This window comes from Streptomyces sp. NPDC001515 (assembly GCF_053597115.1).
Genome location: NZ_JBSFHN010000027.1, coordinates 59263 through 78461, shown reverse-complemented (window position 1 = coordinate 78461; position 19199 = coordinate 59263). Strand labels below are relative to the sequence as shown.

General features: G+C 72.0%; 19 protein-coding genes. 12 read left to right on the top strand and 7 right to left on the bottom strand.

Annotated elements, in window-relative coordinates; translation table 11 throughout:
* Positions 1-18: 18 nt before the first annotated feature.
* Positions 19-531 (bottom strand): hypothetical protein, encoded by a 513-nt coding sequence (locus ACWCXC_RS26375; RefSeq protein WP_450683686.1) that lies wholly within the window; start codon positions 529-531, stop codon positions 19-21.
* A gap of 284 nt (positions 532-815) precedes the next feature.
* Here ACWCXC_RS26375 and ACWCXC_RS26370 point away from each other — a divergent pair, with 284 nt between their 5' ends.
* Positions 816-1058, top strand: a complete 243-nt coding sequence (locus tag ACWCXC_RS26370) for a DUF397 domain-containing protein (RefSeq protein WP_365403739.1) — start codon at positions 816-818, stop codon at positions 1056-1058.
* A gap of 61 nt (positions 1059-1119) precedes the next feature.
* On the opposite strand, the gene ACWCXC_RS26365 is transcribed toward ACWCXC_RS26370, so the two are convergent.
* Positions 1120-1620 (bottom strand): ATP-binding protein, encoded by a 501-nt coding sequence (locus ACWCXC_RS26365; protein WP_450890714.1) that lies wholly within the window; start codon positions 1618-1620, stop codon positions 1120-1122.
* Between the two features lie 334 nt (positions 1621-1954).
* Between ACWCXC_RS26365 and ACWCXC_RS26360 the strand changes: the two genes are divergently transcribed.
* The 5 genes from ACWCXC_RS26360 (at position 1955) to ACWCXC_RS26340 (ending at position 6876) form a co-directional block, all read left to right on the top strand.
* Positions 1955-2836, top strand: coding sequence for a helix-turn-helix domain-containing protein (locus ACWCXC_RS26360; RefSeq protein ID WP_450683684.1), 882 nt, complete (start codon positions 1955-1957; stop codon positions 2834-2836).
* Positions 2837-2890: 54 nt separating this feature from the next.
* The gene (locus ACWCXC_RS26355) at positions 2891-4348 is read left to right on the top strand and encodes an aldehyde dehydrogenase family protein (RefSeq protein WP_450683683.1); all 1458 of its coding nucleotides are present in this window, start codon (positions 2891-2893) and stop codon (positions 4346-4348) included.
* A gap of 77 nt (positions 4349-4425) precedes the next feature.
* Positions 4426-5067, top strand: a complete 642-nt coding sequence (locus ACWCXC_RS26350) for a PadR family transcriptional regulator (RefSeq protein ID WP_450683682.1) — start codon at positions 4426-4428, stop codon at positions 5065-5067.
* 79 nt (positions 5068-5146) lie between these two features.
* Positions 5147-6094 (top strand): ATP-binding cassette domain-containing protein, encoded by a 948-nt coding sequence (locus ACWCXC_RS26345; RefSeq protein WP_450683681.1) that lies wholly within the window; start codon positions 5147-5149, stop codon positions 6092-6094.
* Between the two features lie 35 nt (positions 6095-6129).
* Positions 6130-6876, top strand: a complete 747-nt coding sequence (locus tag ACWCXC_RS26340) for an ABC transporter permease (RefSeq protein WP_450683690.1) — start codon at positions 6130-6132, stop codon at positions 6874-6876.
* A 3-nt stretch (positions 6877-6879) separates the two neighbouring features.
* Here the strand turns inward: ACWCXC_RS26340 and ACWCXC_RS26335 are convergent, their stop codons facing one another.
* Entirely contained in the window at positions 6880-8304 is a 1425-nt protein-coding gene (locus tag ACWCXC_RS26335) for a glutamate decarboxylase (RefSeq protein WP_450890713.1), read from the bottom strand.
* A gap of 98 nt (positions 8305-8402) precedes the next feature.
* A complete protein-coding gene (locus tag ACWCXC_RS26330; protein WP_450683679.1) occupies positions 8403-9677 on the bottom strand; it encodes an ion channel protein in 1275 nt (424 codons plus the stop codon).
* 138 nt (positions 9678-9815) lie between these two features.
* Between ACWCXC_RS26330 and ACWCXC_RS26325 the strand changes: the two genes are divergently transcribed.
* Positions 9816-10574, top strand: coding sequence for a MerR family transcriptional regulator (locus tag ACWCXC_RS26325; protein WP_450890712.1), 759 nt, complete (start codon positions 9816-9818; stop codon positions 10572-10574).
* Between the two features lie 40 nt (positions 10575-10614).
* On the opposite strand, the gene ACWCXC_RS26320 is transcribed toward ACWCXC_RS26325, so the two are convergent.
* A complete protein-coding gene (locus tag ACWCXC_RS26320; RefSeq protein ID WP_450890711.1) occupies positions 10615-10980 on the bottom strand; it encodes a YbjQ family protein in 366 nt (121 codons plus the stop codon).
* A 148-nt stretch (positions 10981-11128) separates the two neighbouring features.
* Between ACWCXC_RS26320 and ACWCXC_RS26315 the strand changes: the two genes are divergently transcribed.
* Entirely contained in the window at positions 11129-11842 is a 714-nt protein-coding gene (locus ACWCXC_RS26315; RefSeq protein WP_450890710.1) for a DedA family protein, read from the top strand.
* 86 nt (positions 11843-11928) lie between these two features.
* Here the strand turns inward: ACWCXC_RS26315 and ACWCXC_RS26310 are convergent, their stop codons facing one another.
* Both ACWCXC_RS26310 and ACWCXC_RS26305 read right to left on the bottom strand, forming a co-directional pair.
* Positions 11929-13614 (bottom strand): threonine/serine ThrE exporter family protein, encoded by a 1686-nt coding sequence (locus tag ACWCXC_RS26310; RefSeq protein ID WP_450683675.1) that lies wholly within the window; start codon positions 13612-13614, stop codon positions 11929-11931.
* A gap of 231 nt (positions 13615-13845) precedes the next feature.
* Entirely contained in the window at positions 13846-14340 is a 495-nt protein-coding gene (locus tag ACWCXC_RS26305; protein WP_003968257.1) for an inorganic diphosphatase, read from the bottom strand.
* Between the two features lie 86 nt (positions 14341-14426).
* Between ACWCXC_RS26305 and dacB the strand changes: the two genes are divergently transcribed.
* The 4 genes from dacB (at position 14427) to hpt (ending at position 19089) form a co-directional block, all read left to right on the top strand.
* Positions 14427-15923, top strand: coding sequence for a D-alanyl-D-alanine carboxypeptidase/D-alanyl-D-alanine endopeptidase (gene dacB / locus ACWCXC_RS26300; RefSeq protein WP_450890709.1), 1497 nt, complete (start codon positions 14427-14429; stop codon positions 15921-15923).
* 70 nt (positions 15924-15993) lie between these two features.
* The gene (locus tag ACWCXC_RS26295) at positions 15994-17115 is read left to right on the top strand and encodes a zinc-dependent metalloprotease (protein WP_450890708.1); all 1122 of its coding nucleotides are present in this window, start codon (positions 15994-15996) and stop codon (positions 17113-17115) included.
* A 241-nt stretch (positions 17116-17356) separates the two neighbouring features.
* Complete coding sequence (gene tilS / locus ACWCXC_RS26290; protein ID WP_450890707.1) at positions 17357-18448, top strand: tRNA lysidine(34) synthetase TilS; 1092 nt, start codon at positions 17357-17359, stop codon at positions 18446-18448.
* A gap of 101 nt (positions 18449-18549) precedes the next feature.
* Positions 18550-19089, top strand: a complete 540-nt coding sequence (gene hpt / locus ACWCXC_RS26285) for a hypoxanthine phosphoribosyltransferase (protein ID WP_383648825.1) — start codon at positions 18550-18552, stop codon at positions 19087-19089.
* Positions 19090-19199: the final 110 nt, after the last annotated feature.

Here is a 19199-nt window from a genome sequence, read left to right as displayed (position 1 = left end):
CCCCGCCCGCCCCCGGCCCTACGGGGTCGGCAGGTCGGTGACGTCGGAGAGGCCGGGCAGGTCGGGCAGCCCCTTCAGCGCACCGGCGTCGGTCTTGGCGAGCGTGTCCTTCGTACCGGCGTCCCACGAGACGACGACCGTTTTCCCGTCGTTGGACTCGATCGTGCCCATGGTGCGCGCGGTGTCGCCGTCGGCGCAGGTGAGCTCCAGCATCGGCTTGCCCATGTCCTTGGCGGTGCCCGTGCAGACATGGGCGTCGGCCACGACGACGGCCTTCCCGGCGGCGACGGACAGCACCACGGCCTTGCCGTCGGTCTGCCCGGCCCAGGCCCCTTCGAGCGCCTTGAGGTCGCCGGTGGTCGAGGGCTCCTCGGAAGCGGAGTCCCCGCCACCGTCCGGCGCCGGTGCGGCGGTCGTGGGCGAGCCCTTGTCCGCGTCGTCCTTCGAACCGTCGCCGCCGCATCCGGTCAGGGCCAGCGCGGCCAGCAGTCCGGTGGCGACGAGAGCGCCGGAACGTGCGATTCGGTGCATGCGGAATTCCCCCTGGAAGACGAATGGCCGTCCACGCTACCAGTGGCCCGGCCACGGATCCCGGTGACCAACTTCCGTAATCGGGAGCCGAACCGGCCTCCCGCGCGTCTCAACCGATGGGAACTCCCGGACGTCTCCAGGGGTGCCCGGCCGGAAATGAGTAACCGAGGGAACACCCCCCGTGCACGTGCATCTGCTCATGCATCCGCTCATGCACGGGAAATTGAACACAGCTATGATCCGAGACAGTTGACACTTGCACCTTGCAACTCGGGGAGCTTCCTGTGCACCACGTGTACAACGGCATGGCGGCCACAGAGCTTCGCGGAGTCGTCTGGCAGAAGAGCAGGCACAGCAACTCCCAGGGTTCCTGCGTGGAGTTCGCGAAGCTGCCCGACGGGGACGTGGCGATGCGCAATTCCCGGCACCCGGACGGGCCGGCCCTGGTCTATACGCCCGCGGAGATAGAGGCGTTGCTGCTGGGCGTGAAGGACGGGGAGTTCGACCACCTCGTAGCGGAGGCCTGAGCGCGCCCCCAGGGGTGCGCTCGGGCCCCCGCCGGGGGCCGGCGTTCCGTGACGCCGGGCGTCACGCCGGGTCGGAGAGCCGGAACAGCGCCCAGACGACCTTCCCGCGCGGGGGACCCCCGGCGTTCGCACTCTCCGTAGTCAGTACGGGTGACGGGTGCCAGCCCCAGCTGTCGCTGAAGGACTCCACCAGGAACAGCCCCCGGCCCGACTCCGCGGAGTCCGCGGCCTCGGACGCCACCGGGCTCGCGTGGCTGGGATCGCGCACCGCGCACACCAGCCGCGAGGTCCAGCGCATCAGATGCAGCCGCACGGGCGGGTCCTGGCAGTCGCGTGCGGCGTCGGCCGGCAGGGCGTGCCGCAGGGCGTTGGTGACGAGTTCGGAGACCACGAGCGCGACGTCGTCGAACCGCTCGTGCAGACCCCAGCCGTGGAGCGTCGCCCGGGTGAACTGCCTGGCCCCGCCGACGGCCTCGTAACGGGCGGGCAGGGTGCAGGTGGCCGATCCGGAGACGGCGGAGGGATCGATGGGGGGAAGCCCCTGCCGTAACGGCTCGAGCATCGTCGATCCATTCGTCCCCATGCGAGGCACTCCCGGGAATCGCGGCTGTATCGGGTACTACGGGTACGCGGGGTACAGCGGCACAACACGAACGAGCACGCAGGTGCGCGGGCTCCATGGTTCCGAATGCGCAGGGCAGATGCAAGGGCAGATGCACGTGCACGCGCCGGACCTGTCCGACCCCGTGCCGGTTCTTGGCTATTTCTTCCCGGGGGAGGAATCGAGGGCTTCCGGATCTCTTCTCATTTCCGTAATCGAATGAGTACGGGCTGAAGCGTTTTGATGGCAGAATCCGGCTCTTGGGGTTCGGGGGAGCCCCGATGCCCAGGAAGCGATGGGGAGGGTTGGACCGGTGGCGGCAGGCGAGTCGAGTGGATCCGTGGTGCGGCGCATCCTGCTGGGCTCGCAGCTCAGGCGGCTGCGGGACTCCCGCGGTATCACCCGGGAAGCGGCCGGCTACTCGATCCGGGCTTCCGAATCGAAGATCAGCCGCATGGAGTTGGGACGGGTGAGCTTCAAGGCCAGGGACGTCGAGGACCTGCTCACGCTCTACGGAGTCACGGACGAGGCGGAGCGCGAGTCCCTGCTCGGTCTGGCCCGCGAGGCCAATGTGGCGGGCTGGTGGCACAGTTACGGGGACGTACTGCCCGGCTGGTTCCAGACCTACATCGGCCTGGAGGGCGCGGCCTCGCTCATCCGGATTTACGAAGTCCAGTTCGTGCACGGTCTGTTGCAGACCGAGGACTATGCGCACGCCGTCGTCTCCCGGGGCATGCGGGGCGCCCCCGCCGCTGAGATCGACCGCCGGGTCGCGCTGCGCCTGGAGCGCCAGAAGGCCCTCGTCTCCGAACGCGCCCCGAGCTTCCACGCCGTCCTCGACGAGGCCGCGCTGCGCCGTCCGTACGGCGGACGGGACGTGATGCGCGCGCAATTGCGGCATCTGATCGACATGTCGGAACGGCCCAACATCACGCTCCAGGTGATGCCCTTCAGTTTCGGCGGGCACGCGGGCGAGAGCGGCGCTTTCACGATGCTGCGATTCCCGGAATCCGATCTGTCGGACATTGTCTATTTGGAGCAGCTGACAAGTGCGCTCTATCTGGACAAGGCGGAAGAGGTCGCCCAGTACGAAAAGGCGATGACGCGTCTCCACGAGGAGAGCCCGGGACCCGAGGAGAGCCGGGATCTGCTGCGGGGACTTCTCCAACTCTCCTGACTTTTCAGTACGATGGCTCAACCGCAGGAGTCTGCACCTGAGTTAAGGGATCGCATGTCCTTCTTCCACGAGCTGGCCGCGCAGTACATCGACGGTGAATGGCGCGCCGGATCGGGTTCGTGGGACATCATCGATTTCAATCCCTACAACGGGGAAAAGCTCGCCGCCATCACCGTCGCCACCGCCGACGAGGTCGACCTGGCCTACCGCGCCGCCGAGCGCGCCCAGCGCGACTGGGCCGCCGCGACCGCGCACGAGCGCCGGGGCGTGCTGGAGCGGGCGGTGCGCATCACCGAGGAGCTGGCCGACGGCATCGTCGAGGCGATCGTCGACGAACTGGGCGGCACCCGCTCCAAGGCGCGCTACGAACTGGCCGCCGCCCAGGACTTCCTGCGCGAGGCCGCCCGCCAGAGCCTGCTCCCCTCCGCCCGGATCCTGCCCTCGCCGGTGGACGGCAAGGAGAACCGCCTCTACCGCGTCCCGGTCGGGGTGATCGGGGTCATCAGCCCCTTCAACTTCCCCTTCCTGGTCACGATGAAGTCCGTCGCCCCGGCCCTGGCGCTCGGCAACGCGGTCGTCCTCAAGCCCAACCAGAACGCCCCGGTCACCGGCGGCGGGCTGATCGCCCGGATCTTCGAGGAGGCCGGACTGCCGGCCGGGCTGCTCAACGTCGTCGTCACCGACATAGCGGAGATAGGCGACGCGTTCATCGAGCACCCCGTCCCCAAGGTGATCTCCTTCGCCGGATCGGACCGCACCGGCCGTCATGTCGCCGCGACCGCGGGCGCCCGCTTCAAGCGCGTCATCCTCGAACTCAGCGGCAACAGCGCCCTGGTGGTGCTCGACGACGCGGACATCGACTACGCGGTCGACGCCGCCGTCTTCAGCCGCTTCGTCTACCAGGGCCAGGTCTGCATGGCGGCCAACCGGATCCTGGTGGACCGGTCCGTGGCCGCCGAGTTCACCGAGAAGTTCACCGCCCGGGTGGCCGCCCTGCGCACCGGCGACCCGCGCGATCCGGAGACCGAGGTCGGTCCGGTCATCAACACCTTCCAGGCCGAGGCGCTGACCGCCCTGGTCGACCAGGCCGTCGCCGAGGGCGCCACCGCGCTCGTACGGGGACGCACCCGGGGCACGGTCGTCGGACCGACCGTGCTCACCGGCCTCCCGGCGGACTCCCCGCTGCTCACCCAGGAGATCTTCGGCCCGGTGGCCCTGCTGATCCCCTTCGACGGCGAGGACGAGGCCGTGCGGATCGCGGACGACAGCCCCTACGGCCTCAGCGGCGCGGTGCACACCGCCGACCCCGAGCGCGGGGTGCGGTTCGCCCGGCGGATCGACACCGGGATGTTCCACGTCAACGACGCCACCGTCCAGGACGATCCGCTGGTCGCCTTCGGCGGCGAGAAGGCGTCCGGGAACGGCCGGCTGAACGGCGACGCGACGGTGGAGGCGTTCACCACGCAGAAGTGGATCTCCATCCAGCACGGCCGGAGCCACTTCCCGCTCTGACCCTCCCGGACGGCTCCCCGGGGGCCGGTCCGCCCGCCCGGCTACTCTGGTCAAAGTTGATCAGAGAGGGTGGAGGCATGTCCGCGATCCGGCTGCTGGTCCTCGGCGCCGTCCGCCAGCACGGCCGTGCGCACGGCTACCAGGTGCGCAACGACCTGGAGTACTGGGGCGCGCACGAGTGGTCCAACGCCAAGCCGGGCTCCGTCTACCACGCGCTGAAACAGCTGGCCAAGCAGGGGATGCTGCTCGCCCACGAGGTGGCGCCGAGTACGGTCGGCGGCCCGCCGCGCATCGAGTACGAGATCACCGAACGCGGCACCGAGGAGTATCTGACCCTGCTGCGCGCCGCGCTGACCTCGTACGACCAGAAGATGGACGTGCTCTCCGCGGGCATCGGCTTCATCGTGGACCTGGAGCGCTCCGAGGCGGTGGCCCTGCTGAGGAAGCGGCTGGAGAACCTGGCGGTGTGGCGGACCGCGGTCACCGAGCACTACATCCCGCAGGACGGGCCCGAGGCGGTCGGCCACATCGGCGAGGTCATGAACCTCTGGGTGCACTCGGCGGACGCGGGCGCGGAGTGGACGCGCGGGCTGATCGCCCGCATCGAGAGCGGGGCCTACGTCTTCGCGGGCGAGGGCGACCCCTTCGTCGGGGTGCTGGCCGAGGGCCAGGAGAACCCGTACGCGACCGGGGTGCCGGATCCCGGGGACGCGCACTAATCAAGTTTGACGAATGGCGGTCCGTCGCCTACCTTTCGTTCCTCGCACTAGTCAAGTTTGACTACGAAGGGGTGAGGCGATGGAGACGGACGCGATCGTCGTCGAGGGAGTGCGCAAACGCTACGGGGCGCGGTACGCCCTGGACGGACTGGACCTGACCGTGCGCCGGTCCACCGTGCACGCGGTCCTGGGGCCGAACGGCGCGGGCAAGACCACGCTGGTCCGCATCCTGTCGACCCTGCTCCGGCACGACGCAGGCCGGGCCGAGGTGGCGGGCCGCGACGTCCGGAGGGAGCCGGGCGAGGTCCGCCGCCGGATCGGCCTGCTCGGGCAGCACGCGGCGCTCGACGAGGAGCTGGGCGGCCGGCAGAACCTGGAGATGTTCGGCCGGCTGTACCACCTGGGGGCGCGCCGGGCCGGGGCGCGGGCCGACGAACTGCTGGCCCGCTTCGGGCTCGACGACACCGGCCGCAAGGCGGTCCGCGCCTACAGCGGCGGGATGCGGCGCCGTCTCGATCTGGCCGCCGCCCTGATCACCGATCCGGAGGTGCTGTTCCTGGACGAGCCGACCACCGGGCTCGACCCGCGCGGCCGGGCCGAGGTGTGGGCTGCGGTCCGCTCCCTGGTCGGTGCCGGGACGACCGTCCTGCTGACCACGCAGTACCTGGAGGAGGCCGACCAGCTCGCCGACCGGATCTCCCTGGTGGACGGCGGCCGGGTGGCCGCCGAGGGCACGGCCGACGAGCTGAAGGCGCGCGTCGGCGGCGACCGCGTCGAGGTGGTGGTGCGGGACGCCGCCCAGGTGGAGCGCGCGGCGGCGCTGCTGCCCGGCGGCTCGGTGACCGACCGGGACCGCCGGACGGTCGGGGCCCCGGCCGCCGACCGGATGGCGGCGCTCGCCGGTGCCGTACGGGCGCTGGAGGAGGCGGACGTCGCGGTGGACGACATCGCCGTGCGCCGGCCGACGCTCGACGAGGTCTTCCTCTCCCTGACCGGGCGCGACGAGAGTGCGGAGGTGGCCGCGTGAGCGCGGTGGCATGGGTGGTGTCGGACTCCTGGACGATGACCCGGCGCGAACTGGCGCACTGGGCACGGCAGCCCGTGCAGGTGGCGGTGGGGCTGGTCTTCCCCGTGATGCTGCTGCTGATGTTCACCTATCTGGTGGGCGGCGGACGCGGCGTCGAGGGCGACCCGTCCGCGTACCTGGTGCCCGGGATGCTGACGCTGACCATGGCCTTCGGTCTGGAGGGGACGATGCTCGCGGTCACCCGGGACCTCGACAAGGGGGTCGTGGACCGGTTCCGCTCGATGCCGATGGTCTCCGGCACGGTGCTGGTCGGCCGCTCGGTCGCGGACATGCTCCAGTCGGTGGCCGGGCTGCTGGTGATGGGCGCGGTGGGGTACGCCGTCGGCTGGCGGTGGCACGGCGGGGCGGTCGCGGCGCTGGGGGCGGTGGGGCTGCTCCTGCTGCTGCGGTTCGCGATGCTGTGGGCCGGCATCCTGCTGGCGCTGGTGGCCGGGCGGCCGGAGCTGGTCCAGGCGGTGCAGATCCTGGTCTGGCCGGTGGGCTTCCTCTCCAACGTGTTCGCCGTCCCGGAGTCGATGCCGGGCTGGCTGGGCGCGGCCGTGGAGTGGAACCCGCTGTCGGCCACCGCGACGGCGGTGCGCGGACTGTTCGGGAACCCGGGCGGCGGCGGTGACTCCTGGGCCGCCGGCCACGCCGGACTCCTCGCGGTGCTCTGGCCGTTGGCGATGCTCGCGGTGTTCTTCCCGCTGGCGGTGCGGAGGTTCGCCCGGCTCAGCCGCTGAGCCTCAGTGGTGGAAGGAGGTGGCCGGGGCGTGGTCCCTGCTCAACGGGTGGTCCTGGGCCCGCAGTTCCGGCAGCAGGAGGGTCAGGTCCCCCAGGAGCAGCGCGGCCAGGTCCGAGGAGAAGCCGTTGCGGCAGACGATCCGCAGCACGGAGAGGTCCTCCCGGTTGGCGGGGAAGGTGTACGCGGGCACCAGCCAGCCCCGTTCGCGCAGCCGGCGGGAGACGTCGAAGACGTCGTACGCCGTCACCTCCGGCTTCGTGGTGAACGCGAAGACCGGCAACTGGTCGCCCCGGGTCAGCAGCCGGAAGTCGCCCAGCGCCTCGATCTTCCGCGCCAGCCCGGTCGCCACGTCCCGGGATGCCTGCTGCACGGCCCGGTAGCCCTCGCGGCCCAGCCGCAGGAAGGTGTAGTACTGCGCGACCACCTGGGCGCCGGGCCGGGAGAAGTTGAGCGCGAAGGTGGGCATGTCGCCGCCGAGGTAGTTGACCCGGAAGACCAGCTCCTCGGGCAGTTCGGCGGGCGAGCGCCACAGCGCCCAGCCCACGCCCGGGTAGACCAGTCCGTACTTGTGCCCCGAGGTGTTGATGGAGGAGACCCGGGGCAGCCGGAAGTCCCAGACCAGGTCCTCGTCGAGGAAGGGCGCCACCATGGCCCCGGACGCCCCGTCCACGTGGACGGGGATGTCCAGGCCGGTGCGCTCCTGGAGGGCGTCCAGGGCCGCGCACAGCTCGGCGACGGGTTCGTAGCTGCCGTCGAAGGTGGAGCCGAGGATGCCGACGACGCCGATGGTGTTCTCGTCGCAGAGTGCGGCGGCGGCCTGGGGGTCGAGGTGGAAGCGGTCGCCCTCCATGGGGACGAAACGCGGTTCGACCTCCCAGAAGGTGCAGAACTTCTCCCAGCAGACCTGCACGTTGACGCCCATCACCAGATTGGGCCGGGCGGTCGCCGGATAGCGGTCGGCGTTCTTCGCGGCCCAGCGCCGCTTGAGCGCCAGCGCGGCCAGCATGCACGCCTCGCTGGACCCGGTCGTCGAGCAGCCCACGGCCGACGACGGGTCGGGTGCGTTCCACAGATCGGCGAGCATCGCGACGCAGCGCCGCTCCAGTTCGGCGGTGCGCGGGTACTCGTCCTTGTCGATCATGTTCTTGTCGCGGCACTCGCCCATCAGCACCCCGGCCTGGGGCTCCATCCAGGTGGTGACGAAGGTGGCCAGGTTGAGCCGGGAGTTCCCGTCGAGCATCAGCTCGTCGTGGACGAGGCCGTAGGCGGTGCGCGGCGGCAGCGGTCCGTCGGGCATCCGGTGCAGGGGCGGCGCCGACTCCATCCCGGCGACCGGGTCGGCCTCCCCGAAGAAGGGGTTGAGCGCGAGCCTGCGGTGGGCGTCGGACGGTTCGGCGCTCGCGGCGGAGCCCTGGTGGAGCGGCATCGCTGACCTGCCCTTCCCGGCGTGGCGCCGGCCTGACGGAGGGTCCGGTGATGGACCTTCCCGACGATACGGACAGTTGGGGCGTCCGGCGCGTCGGGCTACCGCATCGGTGTCCCGTCCTCGCGCAGCTGCATCAGCGGGCGTCCGGTCGCCAGCAGCCAGCCGGGGAGCGTGGCGACGCAGAGCAGGGGGATCAGGTCCATGTCCGAGGCGAGGACCGCGGCGGTGAACAGGCTGAGCCAGCCCTGCCGGGTGATGGCGAGCAGGATCCCGAGCACCCCGCAGGTCACCGCGAGCGAGACCGGCACCGCGTCGACCAGGGCGTGGGCGCACAGCCCGAGCGCCACGCCGGAGAACACCGCGGGGAAGATCCGGCCGCCCCGGAAGCCGCAGGTCGCCGCGATCACCAGCGCCGCGGCCTTCACCACGGCCATGCCCGCGAACTCCCCGGCCGACCAGCCGTCCGGGTCGGCGGCGAGGGTCTTCACCTCGTCGAGCCCCTTGAAGAGGGTGAGGTGCCCGCCGAGGGCCCCCAGCAGCCCGAGGAGCAGCCCGCCCGCCGTCATCGCCAGGACCGGGTGGCGCAGCGCGCGGAACCCCCGGTGCACCGGCGGGAACGCGTACACCGCCGCGAGCCCCAGCAGTGCGCCGGCCGAGGTGATCACGACGGCGGAGAGCAGATCGCCCCAGTGCGGTCCGGGGTAGTCGGGCAGCGACAGGTCGAAGCTCGGGTGGGCCGCCAGCGTCATGGTGAGCGAACCGGCGGCACCGGCCGCCAGCGGCCCGAAGAGCCGGTCCCAGAGGGCGCCCGCGCCGGGGGCGGAGGCGAGCGTCTCGGAGAGGATCAGCGCGGCGGCGACCGGGGTGCCGAAGAGCGCCCCGATGGTGCCGGCGGCGGCGAGCCCGAGCCACAGCTCGGCCGGGGCACCGGGCGCGAAGCGGCGCCCCGCCCAGAAGGCGAGCGCGATGTTGGCGGCGGTGATCGGGTTCTCGGGGCCCAGGCTGACCCCGCCGGCCAGCGCCAGCACCGTCACCACCAGCAGCCCCGGCACCACCATCGGCGGCAGCGGCGGGTCGACCAGGCCCATGGTCGCCGGATCGGGTCCGGCCCGGCCGGGCACCGCCCGTACGGCCAGGCCGGTCACCAGGCCGATCGCGGTGAGCATGACGATCATCCAGAGCGAGGAGTAGCCGCCGATCGACAGCGCGTCCGGCAGCGTCTCCCAGAGCACGTCCTGGAGCCCCTCGGCGAGCAGGCTCACGCCGAGCAGGATCAGGGCGGACACCACACCGACCGCCAGGGCGGGCACGATGAGCAGCAGGAGCCGGCGCGCGGGCGCCGGAGCGGCGGGGGCGGCGGAATCGGTGGCCATGGGGGTCACCCTAGCCAGGCAAAAGGCTGATAACCCCGCAAATCGGGCGAAGAGTGCGGGGTTTCGGACTTGCACCTCACGTCACGTCAGGACCGAGGCTCGGACACGTACCGACCACAGGGAAGGAGCGGGGGAACCGTGGAGTACTCCGTGGGACAGGTCGCCGGATTCGCCGGGGTCACGGTGCGCACGCTGCACCACTACGACGGCATCGGACTGCTCTCGCCCGGCGGGCGCAGCCATGCCGGCCACCGGCGGTACGACGACGCCGACCTCGACCGGCTCCAGCAGATCCTGTTCTACCGGGAGCTGGGTTTCCCCCTCGACGAGATCGCCGCGCTGCTCGACGATCCGGGCGCGGACGCGCGGGAGCACCTGCGCCGCCGGCACGCCCTCCTGGAGCGTCGGATCGCCGAACTGCAACGGATGGCCGATGCGGTGGAGAGAGCCATGGAGGCACGGAAGATGGGTATCGACCTCACGCCCGAGGAACGGTTCGAGGTCTTCGGGGACAAGGACCCGGAGCGGTACGCCGAGGAGGCCGAGCGCCGCTGGGGAGGCACCGAGTCCTACGCGGAGTCGCAGCGCCGGGCCGCCCGCTACACCAAGGAGGACTGGCAGCGCATGCACGCCGAGGTCGCCTCCTGGGGCGAGCGCTACGACGCCCTGATGGCGGACGGCGAGCCCGCCGACGGGGAGCGGGCCATGGACATGGCCGAGGAGCACCGGCTCCACATCACGGGCTGGTTCTACGAGTGCTCCACCGAGATGCACCGGGGGCTCGCGGAGATGTACGTCTCCGATCCCCGGTTCAAGGCGTACTACGACTCGATGCGGCCGGGCCTGGCCGAGCACCTGAGGGACGCGATCGAGGCCAACGCCCGGCGCCGGGGCTGAGCGGCACGGCGGCTGAGCGGGGGCGGGTGTCCGCCCCCGCTCAGGTCCGGCTGATCACGGCGGCGGTCCCGTACGCGCAGACCTCCGTGCCGACGTCGGCCGCCTCCGTCACGTCGAAGCGCATCATCAGCACCGCGTTGGCCCCCCGCGCCCGCGCCTGCTCGACCAGGCGCTCCATGGCCTGGTTGCGGGTCTCGACCAGGGTCTTGGTCAGCCCTCTCAGCTCGCCGCCGATCATGGACTTCAGCCCGGCGCCGATCTGGCTGCCCAGATGGCGGGAGCGGACCGTCAGTCCGAACACCTCCCCGATCACCTGCGTCACCTGGTGTCCGGGGACATCGTTGGTCGTGACGACCAGCACATCGGACTGGGCCGCCTGGCCGCCGCCGTACTCCTCCATGCCCATGGGTGGCACCTCCTGGAGAAGAGTTTTGCCCCGCTTCGCCCCCTGTGCATCTCCACAGCGGCCGGTGGAACCCGGAGCCCTCCCGCGGCGTTGATAGCTTTGGGCGGCCACGCAGCCGCCATCGACCCACATCCTGGAGCCCGGACCCTTGAATACGCTTGCGCTCGGACCCAGCTGGCTGGATCCGGACCACCTCATCGGTCAGTTCGGGCTGATCGGCGTGCTGGTCATCGTCTTCGCAGAGTCGGGGCTGCTGATCGGGTTCTTCCTGCCCGGCGACTCGCTCCTGTTCACCACGGGCCTGCTGGTGACGACGGACAAGCTGGACACCCCGCTCTGGCTGGTCTGCGTGCTCGTCGCGCTCGCCGCGATCATCGGCGACCAGGTGGGCTATCTCTTCGGCCGCAAAGTCGGCCCCTCGCTCTTCAACCGCCCGGACTCCCGCCTCTTCAAGCAGGAGAACGTCGAGAAGGCCCACGAGTTCTTCGAGAAGTACGGGCCCAAGTCGCTGGTCCTGGCCCGCTTCGTGCCCATCGTGCGGACGTTCACGCCGATCATCGCGGGCGTCAGCCGGATGAACTACCGCTCCTTCATCACGTTCAACATCATCGGCGGTGTCCTCTGGGGCGTCGGCGTGACCCTGCTCGGCGCCGGCCTGGGCCAGATCGACTTCGTGCACGAGAACATCGAGGCGATGCTCGTCCTCATCGTGCTGATCTCCGTCGTCCCGATCGGCATCGAGTACCTGCGCGCCCGCTCCAAGTCGAAGAGGGAGGCCGCCGCCGGCGGCGCCGACGACCCGGAGCGGGCCCCCGGCACCGCCCCGGCCGCCCGCCGCGGCGGCCGGCACGCCAAGCGCTGAACCCGCCGCCCGGGGGTCCGGGCCCCTGACCTCGGGGCCCCGGCCCCTGCCGTCCGTGCCCCCGGTCCCGGCTCCCGGGTCCCGGGTCAGAAGCCGCGCGTCCGCTTGGCCGCGCGGCGGCTCGACCTGCCGACCGCCCCCGGCATGAACATCCGGGAGATCTCGCTCCCGAGATTCACCCCGATCGCGATGGCCAGCGCCGTCGCCACCGCCGTCGACAGCGAGGCCAGCCCCCGGTCCAGCTCGTTCTGCGCCACGCCCAGCAGACCGAAGTACGTCGCCGAACCGGGCAGCAGCGGACCGATGGCCGCCGTGATGTACGGCAGCGACGACGTCGAGCGGTACCGCGAGAACAACTGCCCGAACAGCCCCACCAGACCGGCCGCCGCCGCCGTGGACGCCACCGCCGACAGACCCCCGGTCCGGGCCATCGCCCCGTAGATCACCCAGGCCACGCCCCCGTTCAGGGTCACCGCCAGCACCGTGGCCCGCTCCTGCTGGAGCAGGATCGCGAACGCGAGCGTCAGCATCATCGAGGCCAGGATCTGCACCACCGGCCGGTCGTGCGTGATGAACCGCGCCTCCGGGTCCAGCTCGGCCCCCAGCTGAAGCCCCCCGTACAGCGCCAGCAGCACCCCGGCGACGATGGCGATGAAGAAGTACATGACCTCCAGCAGCCGTGCCGAGGCGGTGATGTAGTAGCCCGTCAGCCCGTCCTGCACCCCCGCCACCAGGGCCCGCCCCGGCAGCAGCGCGAACAGCCCACCGGTGATCACCGCCGACGGCCGCACGTCCGACCAGTGCGTCAGGGTCAGCGCCACCCCCATCGCGGCCGGCGGCATCGCGGCCACCGCGAACTGGTAGAACTCCGGCAGCCCCCGCCCCGCGCACAGCCAGGCCAGCCGGTCCCCGAGCATCGCGCCCAGCGCCGCCACCAGGAAGACCAGCGGACCACCGCCCACCAGCACCGAGGCCGCCCCCGCCAGCAGCCCCGCGGACAGCGTCAGCACCCAGCCGGGGTACGGATGCCGGTTGCGCCGGATCTCCGCCAGCCGCCGGTAGGCCTCCTCCAGGGAGACCTCCGCGTCCTCGCTGGTGATGTCGTCGATCAGCCGGAAGACCGCGGTCAGCCGGGTGTAGTCCGTGCCCCGGCGGCGCACGGTGCGGCTCGCCGTCACCGGATCGTCGACCAGCGAGGGCTGGTGCGAGATCGACAGCAGGGTGAACGTCACCGTCGGCTCGCAGCGGTCCAGCCCGTAGCTGCGGCTCACCGCGAACATCGCCGCCTCGACGTCCTCGGCCCCCTCGCCCCCGGCCAGCAGCAGCTCACCGATGCGCAGCGTCAGGTCGAGCACCCGGGGCACGGCCGGACCCGCGTCGTCGTGCCGCTGGACGACTTCCGGCGCCGGACGATCGGCCACCGGCATCCGCAGCATCGTGCGCATCCGGTCCTGCCAGGGCGCCTCCCGGGTCAGCCGGACCATCGGGATGCCGTGCGCCGGGGTGAAGGCCGGAGGGGAGGAGCGGACGTCGTAGGTGCGGGGCGGGGCGAACGCCGAGCCGATCGTCTCCGAACCGGAAGCGGAACCCGAACCGGAACCCTGGGCCGGGCCCTGCGGCTCGGGCGTCAGCCCCTCCGGAAGAGCGAACTCCGACGTCGGATGGTCGTCGTCCACCGGAGTGGACCTCTCCACCCCGGCAGGCTGGGAGAAGGCGCTGCGCGCCTCGTCGGACTGGGGCTTCTGGTCATCGGGACCGCCCGGTTCCGCCACTGCTCGACCTCGCTCCTCATCGGCTGCGCGTCCACAGGGCCTGTCCGGCCACTCCCGTCCGACGGCCCTCCGGGCGGACGACGGGAAGGGCCGGACAGGCCCTCGGCCGCGCTTCTGCCCAGTATGGCCACGGCTATGGCCGGACAGCCGAACGGGCGGCACACCCGCGAAGGTGTACCGCCCGCGACACGCTGTACCGAACCTCAAGCGGAACGGTGGGACAGCGCTGCGTCAGTGAGCGCCGCCCTGCGCCTCCAGGCGCTTGTACGAGGCTTCGATCTCGGCCTCCGCCTCGGCGCGGCCGACCCAGTCGGCGCCCTCGACGGACTTGCCCGGCTCCAGGTCCTTGTAGACCTCGAAGAAGTGCTGGATCTCCAGGCGGTCGAACTCCGACACGTGGTGGATGTCGCGCAGGTGCTCCACCCGGGGGTCGGAGGCCGGCACGCACAGCAGCTTGTCGTCGCCGCCGGCCTCGTCCGTCATCCGGAACATGCCGATCGCGCGGCACTTGATGAGGCAGCCCGGGAAGGTCGGCTCGTCCAGGATGACCAGCGCGTCCAGCGGGTCGCCGTCCTCGCCGAGGGTGTTCTCGACGAAGCCGTAGTCCGCGGGGTAGCTCGTCGAGGTGAAGAGTCGACGGTCCAGACGGATCCGGCCGGTCTCGTGGTCCACCTCGTACTTGTTCCGCGAACCCTTCGGAATCTCGATGGTGACGTCGAACTCCACGGGTGGCTCCTCCATGATCAACACATACGACTGGTGGTTAAGTGTCCCCCACGGAGATGTGTGCTCGCGAAAGGGGCTGGTCAACGGTGGCCGAGCCGGGGAAAAGACCGTCGTTCAACCCGCTCTCCGCGCTGAAGGGGAGGGCCCTCACGGACCACCTCTCGCTGCGCAACGGACTGAGCGACCGGCAGTTCACGGCCGTCTCCGCCGTCCTGGGCCTGGCGCTCGCCGCCGGCGCCGTCCTCGCCGCCGGTCCCTGGGACTCGGGTCAGCGTAAGGCCGAGCAGGACTGGGCGGCCGCCCGGACCCGGACAGGTGGCGCACATCACGAACCCGGCACCGTCGCCGCCGCCCCCGCCCCCAGCGCCCCGGCCGTTCTCGCCCCCCTGGGCACCGCGTCCGGCGACGCCACCCCCCGGACGGCCGACGCCCCCGCCACCGCCCCCCTGCGCGCCACCCTGGACCCGCTCCTGAGGAACCCCGCGCTCGGCACCCGGCGCAGCGCCGTCGTCATCGACACGGCCACCGGCCGGCGGCTCTACGGCGTCGCCGCCGACGCGCCCATGACCCCCGCCTCCACCATCAAGATCGCCACCACCGTCGCCGCCCTCACCGCGCTCGGCCCGGACGACCGCATCCCCACCACCGTCCGGGCCTCGAAGGACCTGCGCACCGTCACCCTCGTCGGCGGCGGCGACCCCACCCTCGACCGGGCGGCCCTGCGCACCCTGGCCGCCGACACCGCCCGCGCCCTCAAGGAGGGCGGCGTCCGCTCCGTACGGCTGCGCTACGACACCTCCGCCTACTCCGGACCGGCGCTCCACCCGATCGGCCCCAACGAGAACCTCGCCCCGCTCAGCGCCCTGATGATCGACGAGGGGCGGCTCGACAAGAGCTCCAGCGGGCCCGCGCCGCGCAGCGAGGACCCGGCGGGCGACGCCGCCGACGCCTTCGGGAAACTCCTCGAACAGGCCGGCGTCGACACCGGCGAAGGCGCCGCCCCCGGCCGCGCCGCCGCCGGCTCCGCACCCGTCGCCCGGCACCTGTCCGCGCCGCTCTCCGCCCTGGTCGAACGGGCCCTCACCCACAGCGACAACGACATCGCCGAGGCGCTCGCCCGCCGCACCGCGCACGCCGCCGGGCAGAAGGCCGACTTCCGGGGCGGCGGACGCGCCGTCACCGCCCAGCTGAAGAAGCTCGGACTGCCCCTCAAGGGCGTCACCGTCGCCGACGGCAGCGGACTGGACCGCGAGGACAAGGTCACCGCCGCCCTCCTCGCCGGGCTCCTGGCCCGCGCCGCCGACCCCGCCCATCCCGAACTCCGCCCCGTCCTCACCGGCCTCCCGGTGGCCGGCTTCAGCGGCACCCTCAGCGGCCGCTACACCACGAAGTCCGGCGGCACCGGCCTGGTCCGCGCCAAGACCGGCACCCTCACCGGCGTCAACACCCTCTCCGGCACCGTCGTCGACCCCGCCGGACGGCTCCTCGCCTTCGCCTTCCTCGCCTCCGGCACAACCGCTCCGGCCGAGGCCCAGTCCGCCCTCGACTCCCTCGCCGCCGCCCTGGCGGCCGGCCACCGCTGACCGGCCGGACGCCGCCCTCCGGCCCGTCAACACCGCTCCGCATCAAGGGCGGAGCACGTACGGTTGACGCATGACGCGCATCGGTGGTGCCGGGATGGTCGACTGGAATCTCGCGGTCGCGACCGCGACCCGGCTTGTGCGGCCGGGCCCCGAGGTCAGCCGGGAGGAGGCCCGCGAGGTCGTCGCGGAGCTGCGCCGGCACGCCAAGGCGGCCGAGGAGCACGTCCGCGCCTTCACCCGGATGATCCCGGAGGGCACCGAACCGGAGGACACCCCCGTCCTGGTCGTCGACCGGGCGGGCTGGATCCGGGCGAACGTCGCGGGCTTCCGGGAACTGCTGCGCCCCCTCCTGGAGAAGATGGAGGAGCGGCGCGGCGGCGGCGCGGGCGGCGCCGTCCTCGGCGCGGTCGGCTCCAAGGTGACCGGCGTCGAGGTCGGGATGCTGCTGTCGTTCCTGGCCTCCCGGGTCCTCGGCCAGTACGAGACCTTCGCCCCCGCCACCCGCGATCTGCCCGCCTCCGCCGAGGGCGGCGGCAGGCTGCTGCTGGTCGCCCCGAACATCGTCCACGTCGAACGGGAGCTGGAGGTCGACCCCCACGACTTCCGCCTCTGGGTCGCCCTCCACGAGGAGACCCACCGCACCCAGTTCACCGCCGTGCCCTGGCTCCGCGACCACCTCCAGGGCGAGATCCAGTCATTCCTCGACGAGACCGACGTCGACCCGATGACCTTCCTCGAACGGCTCCGCGAGGCCGCCCAGTCCCTCGCCGGGGGCCGCCCCGAGGGCGAGGAGGGAGAGGACGGCGGACGCAGCCTGGTCGAGCTCGTCCAGACCCCCGCCCAGCGCGAGATCCTCGGCCGCCTCACCGCGGTGATGTCCCTCCTGGAGGGCCACGCCGACTACGTGATGGACGGCGTGGGCCCCGAAGTGGTGTCCTCCGTCGGCGAGATCCGCGAGAAGTTCCAGAAGCGCAGGGCGCGCGGCGCGAGCCGCCTGGACCAGGCCCTGCGCAAGCTCCTCGGCCTCGACGCCAAGCTCCGCCAGTACCGCGACGGCGAACGCTTCGTGCGCGCCGTCGTCGACGCGGTCGGCATGGACGGCTTCAACCGGGTCTGGACCTCGCCCAACACCCTGCCCACCAAGGCGGAGATCGCCGCCCCCGAGGACTGGATCGCCCGCGTGCACCGCTGAGGGACGCCCCGGAAGCGGAGCTGCCCGGCGGATCATGGACGAGGGGGGCGCTCACCGGACACTTCCACGAGGGCAACGCGCCGGTAATCACCCATCCGAGGGACCGTAGGGGCATGGGAAGGCGTGCAATGCTCGATGAACGGCATTGCTCTGTCACCATCGACGCACTCTGAGTGACGGCACTCCTTCCCGTCCCGGAACTCGGAGGCTCCTCTCCAGAACTTCACGAAGGGCACCGGACATGGGTCCCCATCCTGCGGTCGCGGCGATACGCCTGGCGGTCCGCCGCGTACTCCACGACGTACTCAACGAACACACCGAACGAGCCGAACGGACCGATCGGGCCCCGCGCCCCGAGCTCGTCCGGGCCGGCTCCGGCGGACGGGCCCCCGCCCTCCCCGAACGGCCCGACACCCCCCTGGGCCCCCTGGTCCTGGTCGCCTGCTCCGGCGGCGCCGACTCCATGGCCCTCGCCTCCGCCCTCGCCTTCGAGGCCCGCAAACTCCCCGTCCGCGCCGGCGGCATCACCGTCGACCACGGCCTCCAGGACGGCTCCGACCTCCGCGCCGCCGAGGTCGCCGGCCGCCTCAGCGCCCTGCGCCTCGACCCCGTCGAAGCCGTCGCCGTCCACGTCGGCCGCGACGGCGGACCCGAGGCCGCCGCCCGCGACGCCCGCTACGCCGCCCTCGACGCCGCCGCCGAACGCCACGGCGCCGCCGCCGTCCTGCTCGGCCACACCCGCGACGACCAGGCGGAGACCGTCCTGCTCGGACTCGCCCGCGGCTCCGGCATCCGCTCCCTGTCCGGCATGGCCGCCGCCTCCGGACCGGCCGGCCGCTACCGCCGCCCCTTCCTCCAGCTCGACCGGCAGACCGCCCGCACCGCCTGCATGGCCCAGTCCCTGCCCGTCTGGGACGACCCGCACAACATCGACCCCGCCTACACCCGCTCCCGGCTGCGCCACGAGGGCCTGCCCGCCCTGGAGAAGGCCCTGGGCAAGGGGGTCGTCGAAGCACTCGCCCGTACGGCCCAGCTCTCCCGCGACGACGCGGACGCCCTCGACACCTGGGCCGCCGAGGCCGGACGTGACGTGCGCGACGACGCGGGCCGGCTGGAGTGCGCCAAACTGCACGCGCTGCCCCCCGCCGTCCGCCGCCGCGTCCTGCGCCGCGCCGCCATAGAAGCCGGTTCCCCGGCCGGTTCGCTCTTCGCCCGGCACATCGAGGAAGTCGACCGCCTCGTCACCGGCTGGCGCGGCCAGCAGGCCATCAACCTCCCCGGCCGCGTCGAAGCCCTGCGTCAGGGTGGCAGACTGGTCATTCGGCAGAGCTGACGCACAAGCGTGCTGACATGCAGGGCGAGCGGCCGCCCGGGCCCGGGACCACGTCCCGGACCCGCCAGGCGGAGAAAGAGACGCGGGTGAACGAGAAGGACATGGGCGCCGACCTCCAGGCGGTGCTCCTCACCAAGGAAGAGATCGACGCGAAGCTCGTCGAGCTGGCCGCGAAGATCGACGCGGAGTACGCCGGCAAGGACCTGCTCCTCGTCGGAGTCCTCAAGGGCGCGGTCATGGTCATGGCGGACCTGGCGCGCGCGCTGTCCACCCCCGTCACCATGGACTGGATGGCCGTCTCCTCGTACGGCGCGGGCACCCAGTCCTCCGGGGTCGTACGGATCCTCAAGGACCTCGACACCGACATCAAGGGCAAGCACGTCCTGATCGTCGAGGACATCATCGACTCGGGCCTGACGCTGTCCTGGCTGATGTCGAACCTGGGCTCGCGCGAGCCGGCCTCGCTGGAGATCTGCACCCTGCTGCGCAAGCCGGACGCGGCGAAGGTCGCGCTCGACTGCAAGTGGGTCGGCTTCGACATCCCCAACGAGTTCGTCGTCGGCTACGGGCTGGACTACGCGGAGAAGTACCGCAACCTCCCGTTCGTCGGCACCCTCGCCCCGCACGTGTACGGCGGCTGACCACGCCGGGACAACCCGCCCCGGGGGCGGGGAACCCTCACCGGGGTCCCGCCGTTGAGCCTTCGAAGGCGGGTTTGCCGGACGTCCCAGGCGGACGTCGGCGACAATGC

Excerpts from the sequence above, each read along its gene's own strand:
- ACWCXC_RS26355 (WP_450683683.1), top strand. The coding sequence starts at position 2,891 with ATGTCCTTCTTCCACGAGCTGGCCGCGCAGTACATCGACGGTGAATGG.
- ACWCXC_RS26345 (WP_450683681.1), top strand. The coding sequence starts at position 5,147 with ATGGAGACGGACGCGATCGTCGTCGAGGGAGTGCGCAAACGCTACGGG.
- ACWCXC_RS26335 (WP_450890713.1), bottom strand. The coding sequence starts at position 8,304 with ATGCCGCTCCACCAGGGCTCCGCCGCGAGCGCCGAACCGTCCGACGCC.
- ACWCXC_RS26295 (WP_450890708.1), top strand. The coding sequence starts at position 15,994 with ATGACGCGCATCGGTGGTGCCGGGATGGTCGACTGGAATCTCGCGGTC.
- ACWCXC_RS26320 (WP_450890711.1), bottom strand. The coding sequence starts at position 10,980 with ATGGGCATGGAGGAGTACGGCGGCGGCCAGGCGGCCCAGTCCGATGTG.
- hpt (WP_383648825.1), top strand. The coding sequence starts at position 18,550 with ATGGGCGCCGACCTCCAGGCGGTGCTCCTCACCAAGGAAGAGATCGAC.
- ACWCXC_RS26365 (WP_450890714.1), bottom strand. The coding sequence starts at position 1,620 with ATGCTCGAGCCGTTACGGCAGGGGCTTCCCCCCATCGATCCCTCCGCC.
- ACWCXC_RS26340 (WP_450683690.1), top strand. The coding sequence starts at position 6,130 with ATGACCCGGCGCGAACTGGCGCACTGGGCACGGCAGCCCGTGCAGGTG.
- ACWCXC_RS26360 (WP_450683684.1), top strand. The coding sequence starts at position 1,955 with ATGGGGAGGGTTGGACCGGTGGCGGCAGGCGAGTCGAGTGGATCCGTG.
- tilS (WP_450890707.1), top strand. The coding sequence starts at position 17,357 with ATGGGTCCCCATCCTGCGGTCGCGGCGATACGCCTGGCGGTCCGCCGC.
- ACWCXC_RS26375 (WP_450683686.1), bottom strand. The coding sequence starts at position 531 with ATGCACCGAATCGCACGTTCCGGCGCTCTCGTCGCCACCGGACTGCTG.
- ACWCXC_RS26350 (WP_450683682.1), top strand. The coding sequence starts at position 4,426 with ATGTCCGCGATCCGGCTGCTGGTCCTCGGCGCCGTCCGCCAGCACGGC.
- ACWCXC_RS26330 (WP_450683679.1), bottom strand. The coding sequence starts at position 9,677 with ATGGCCACCGATTCCGCCGCCCCCGCCGCTCCGGCGCCCGCGCGCCGG.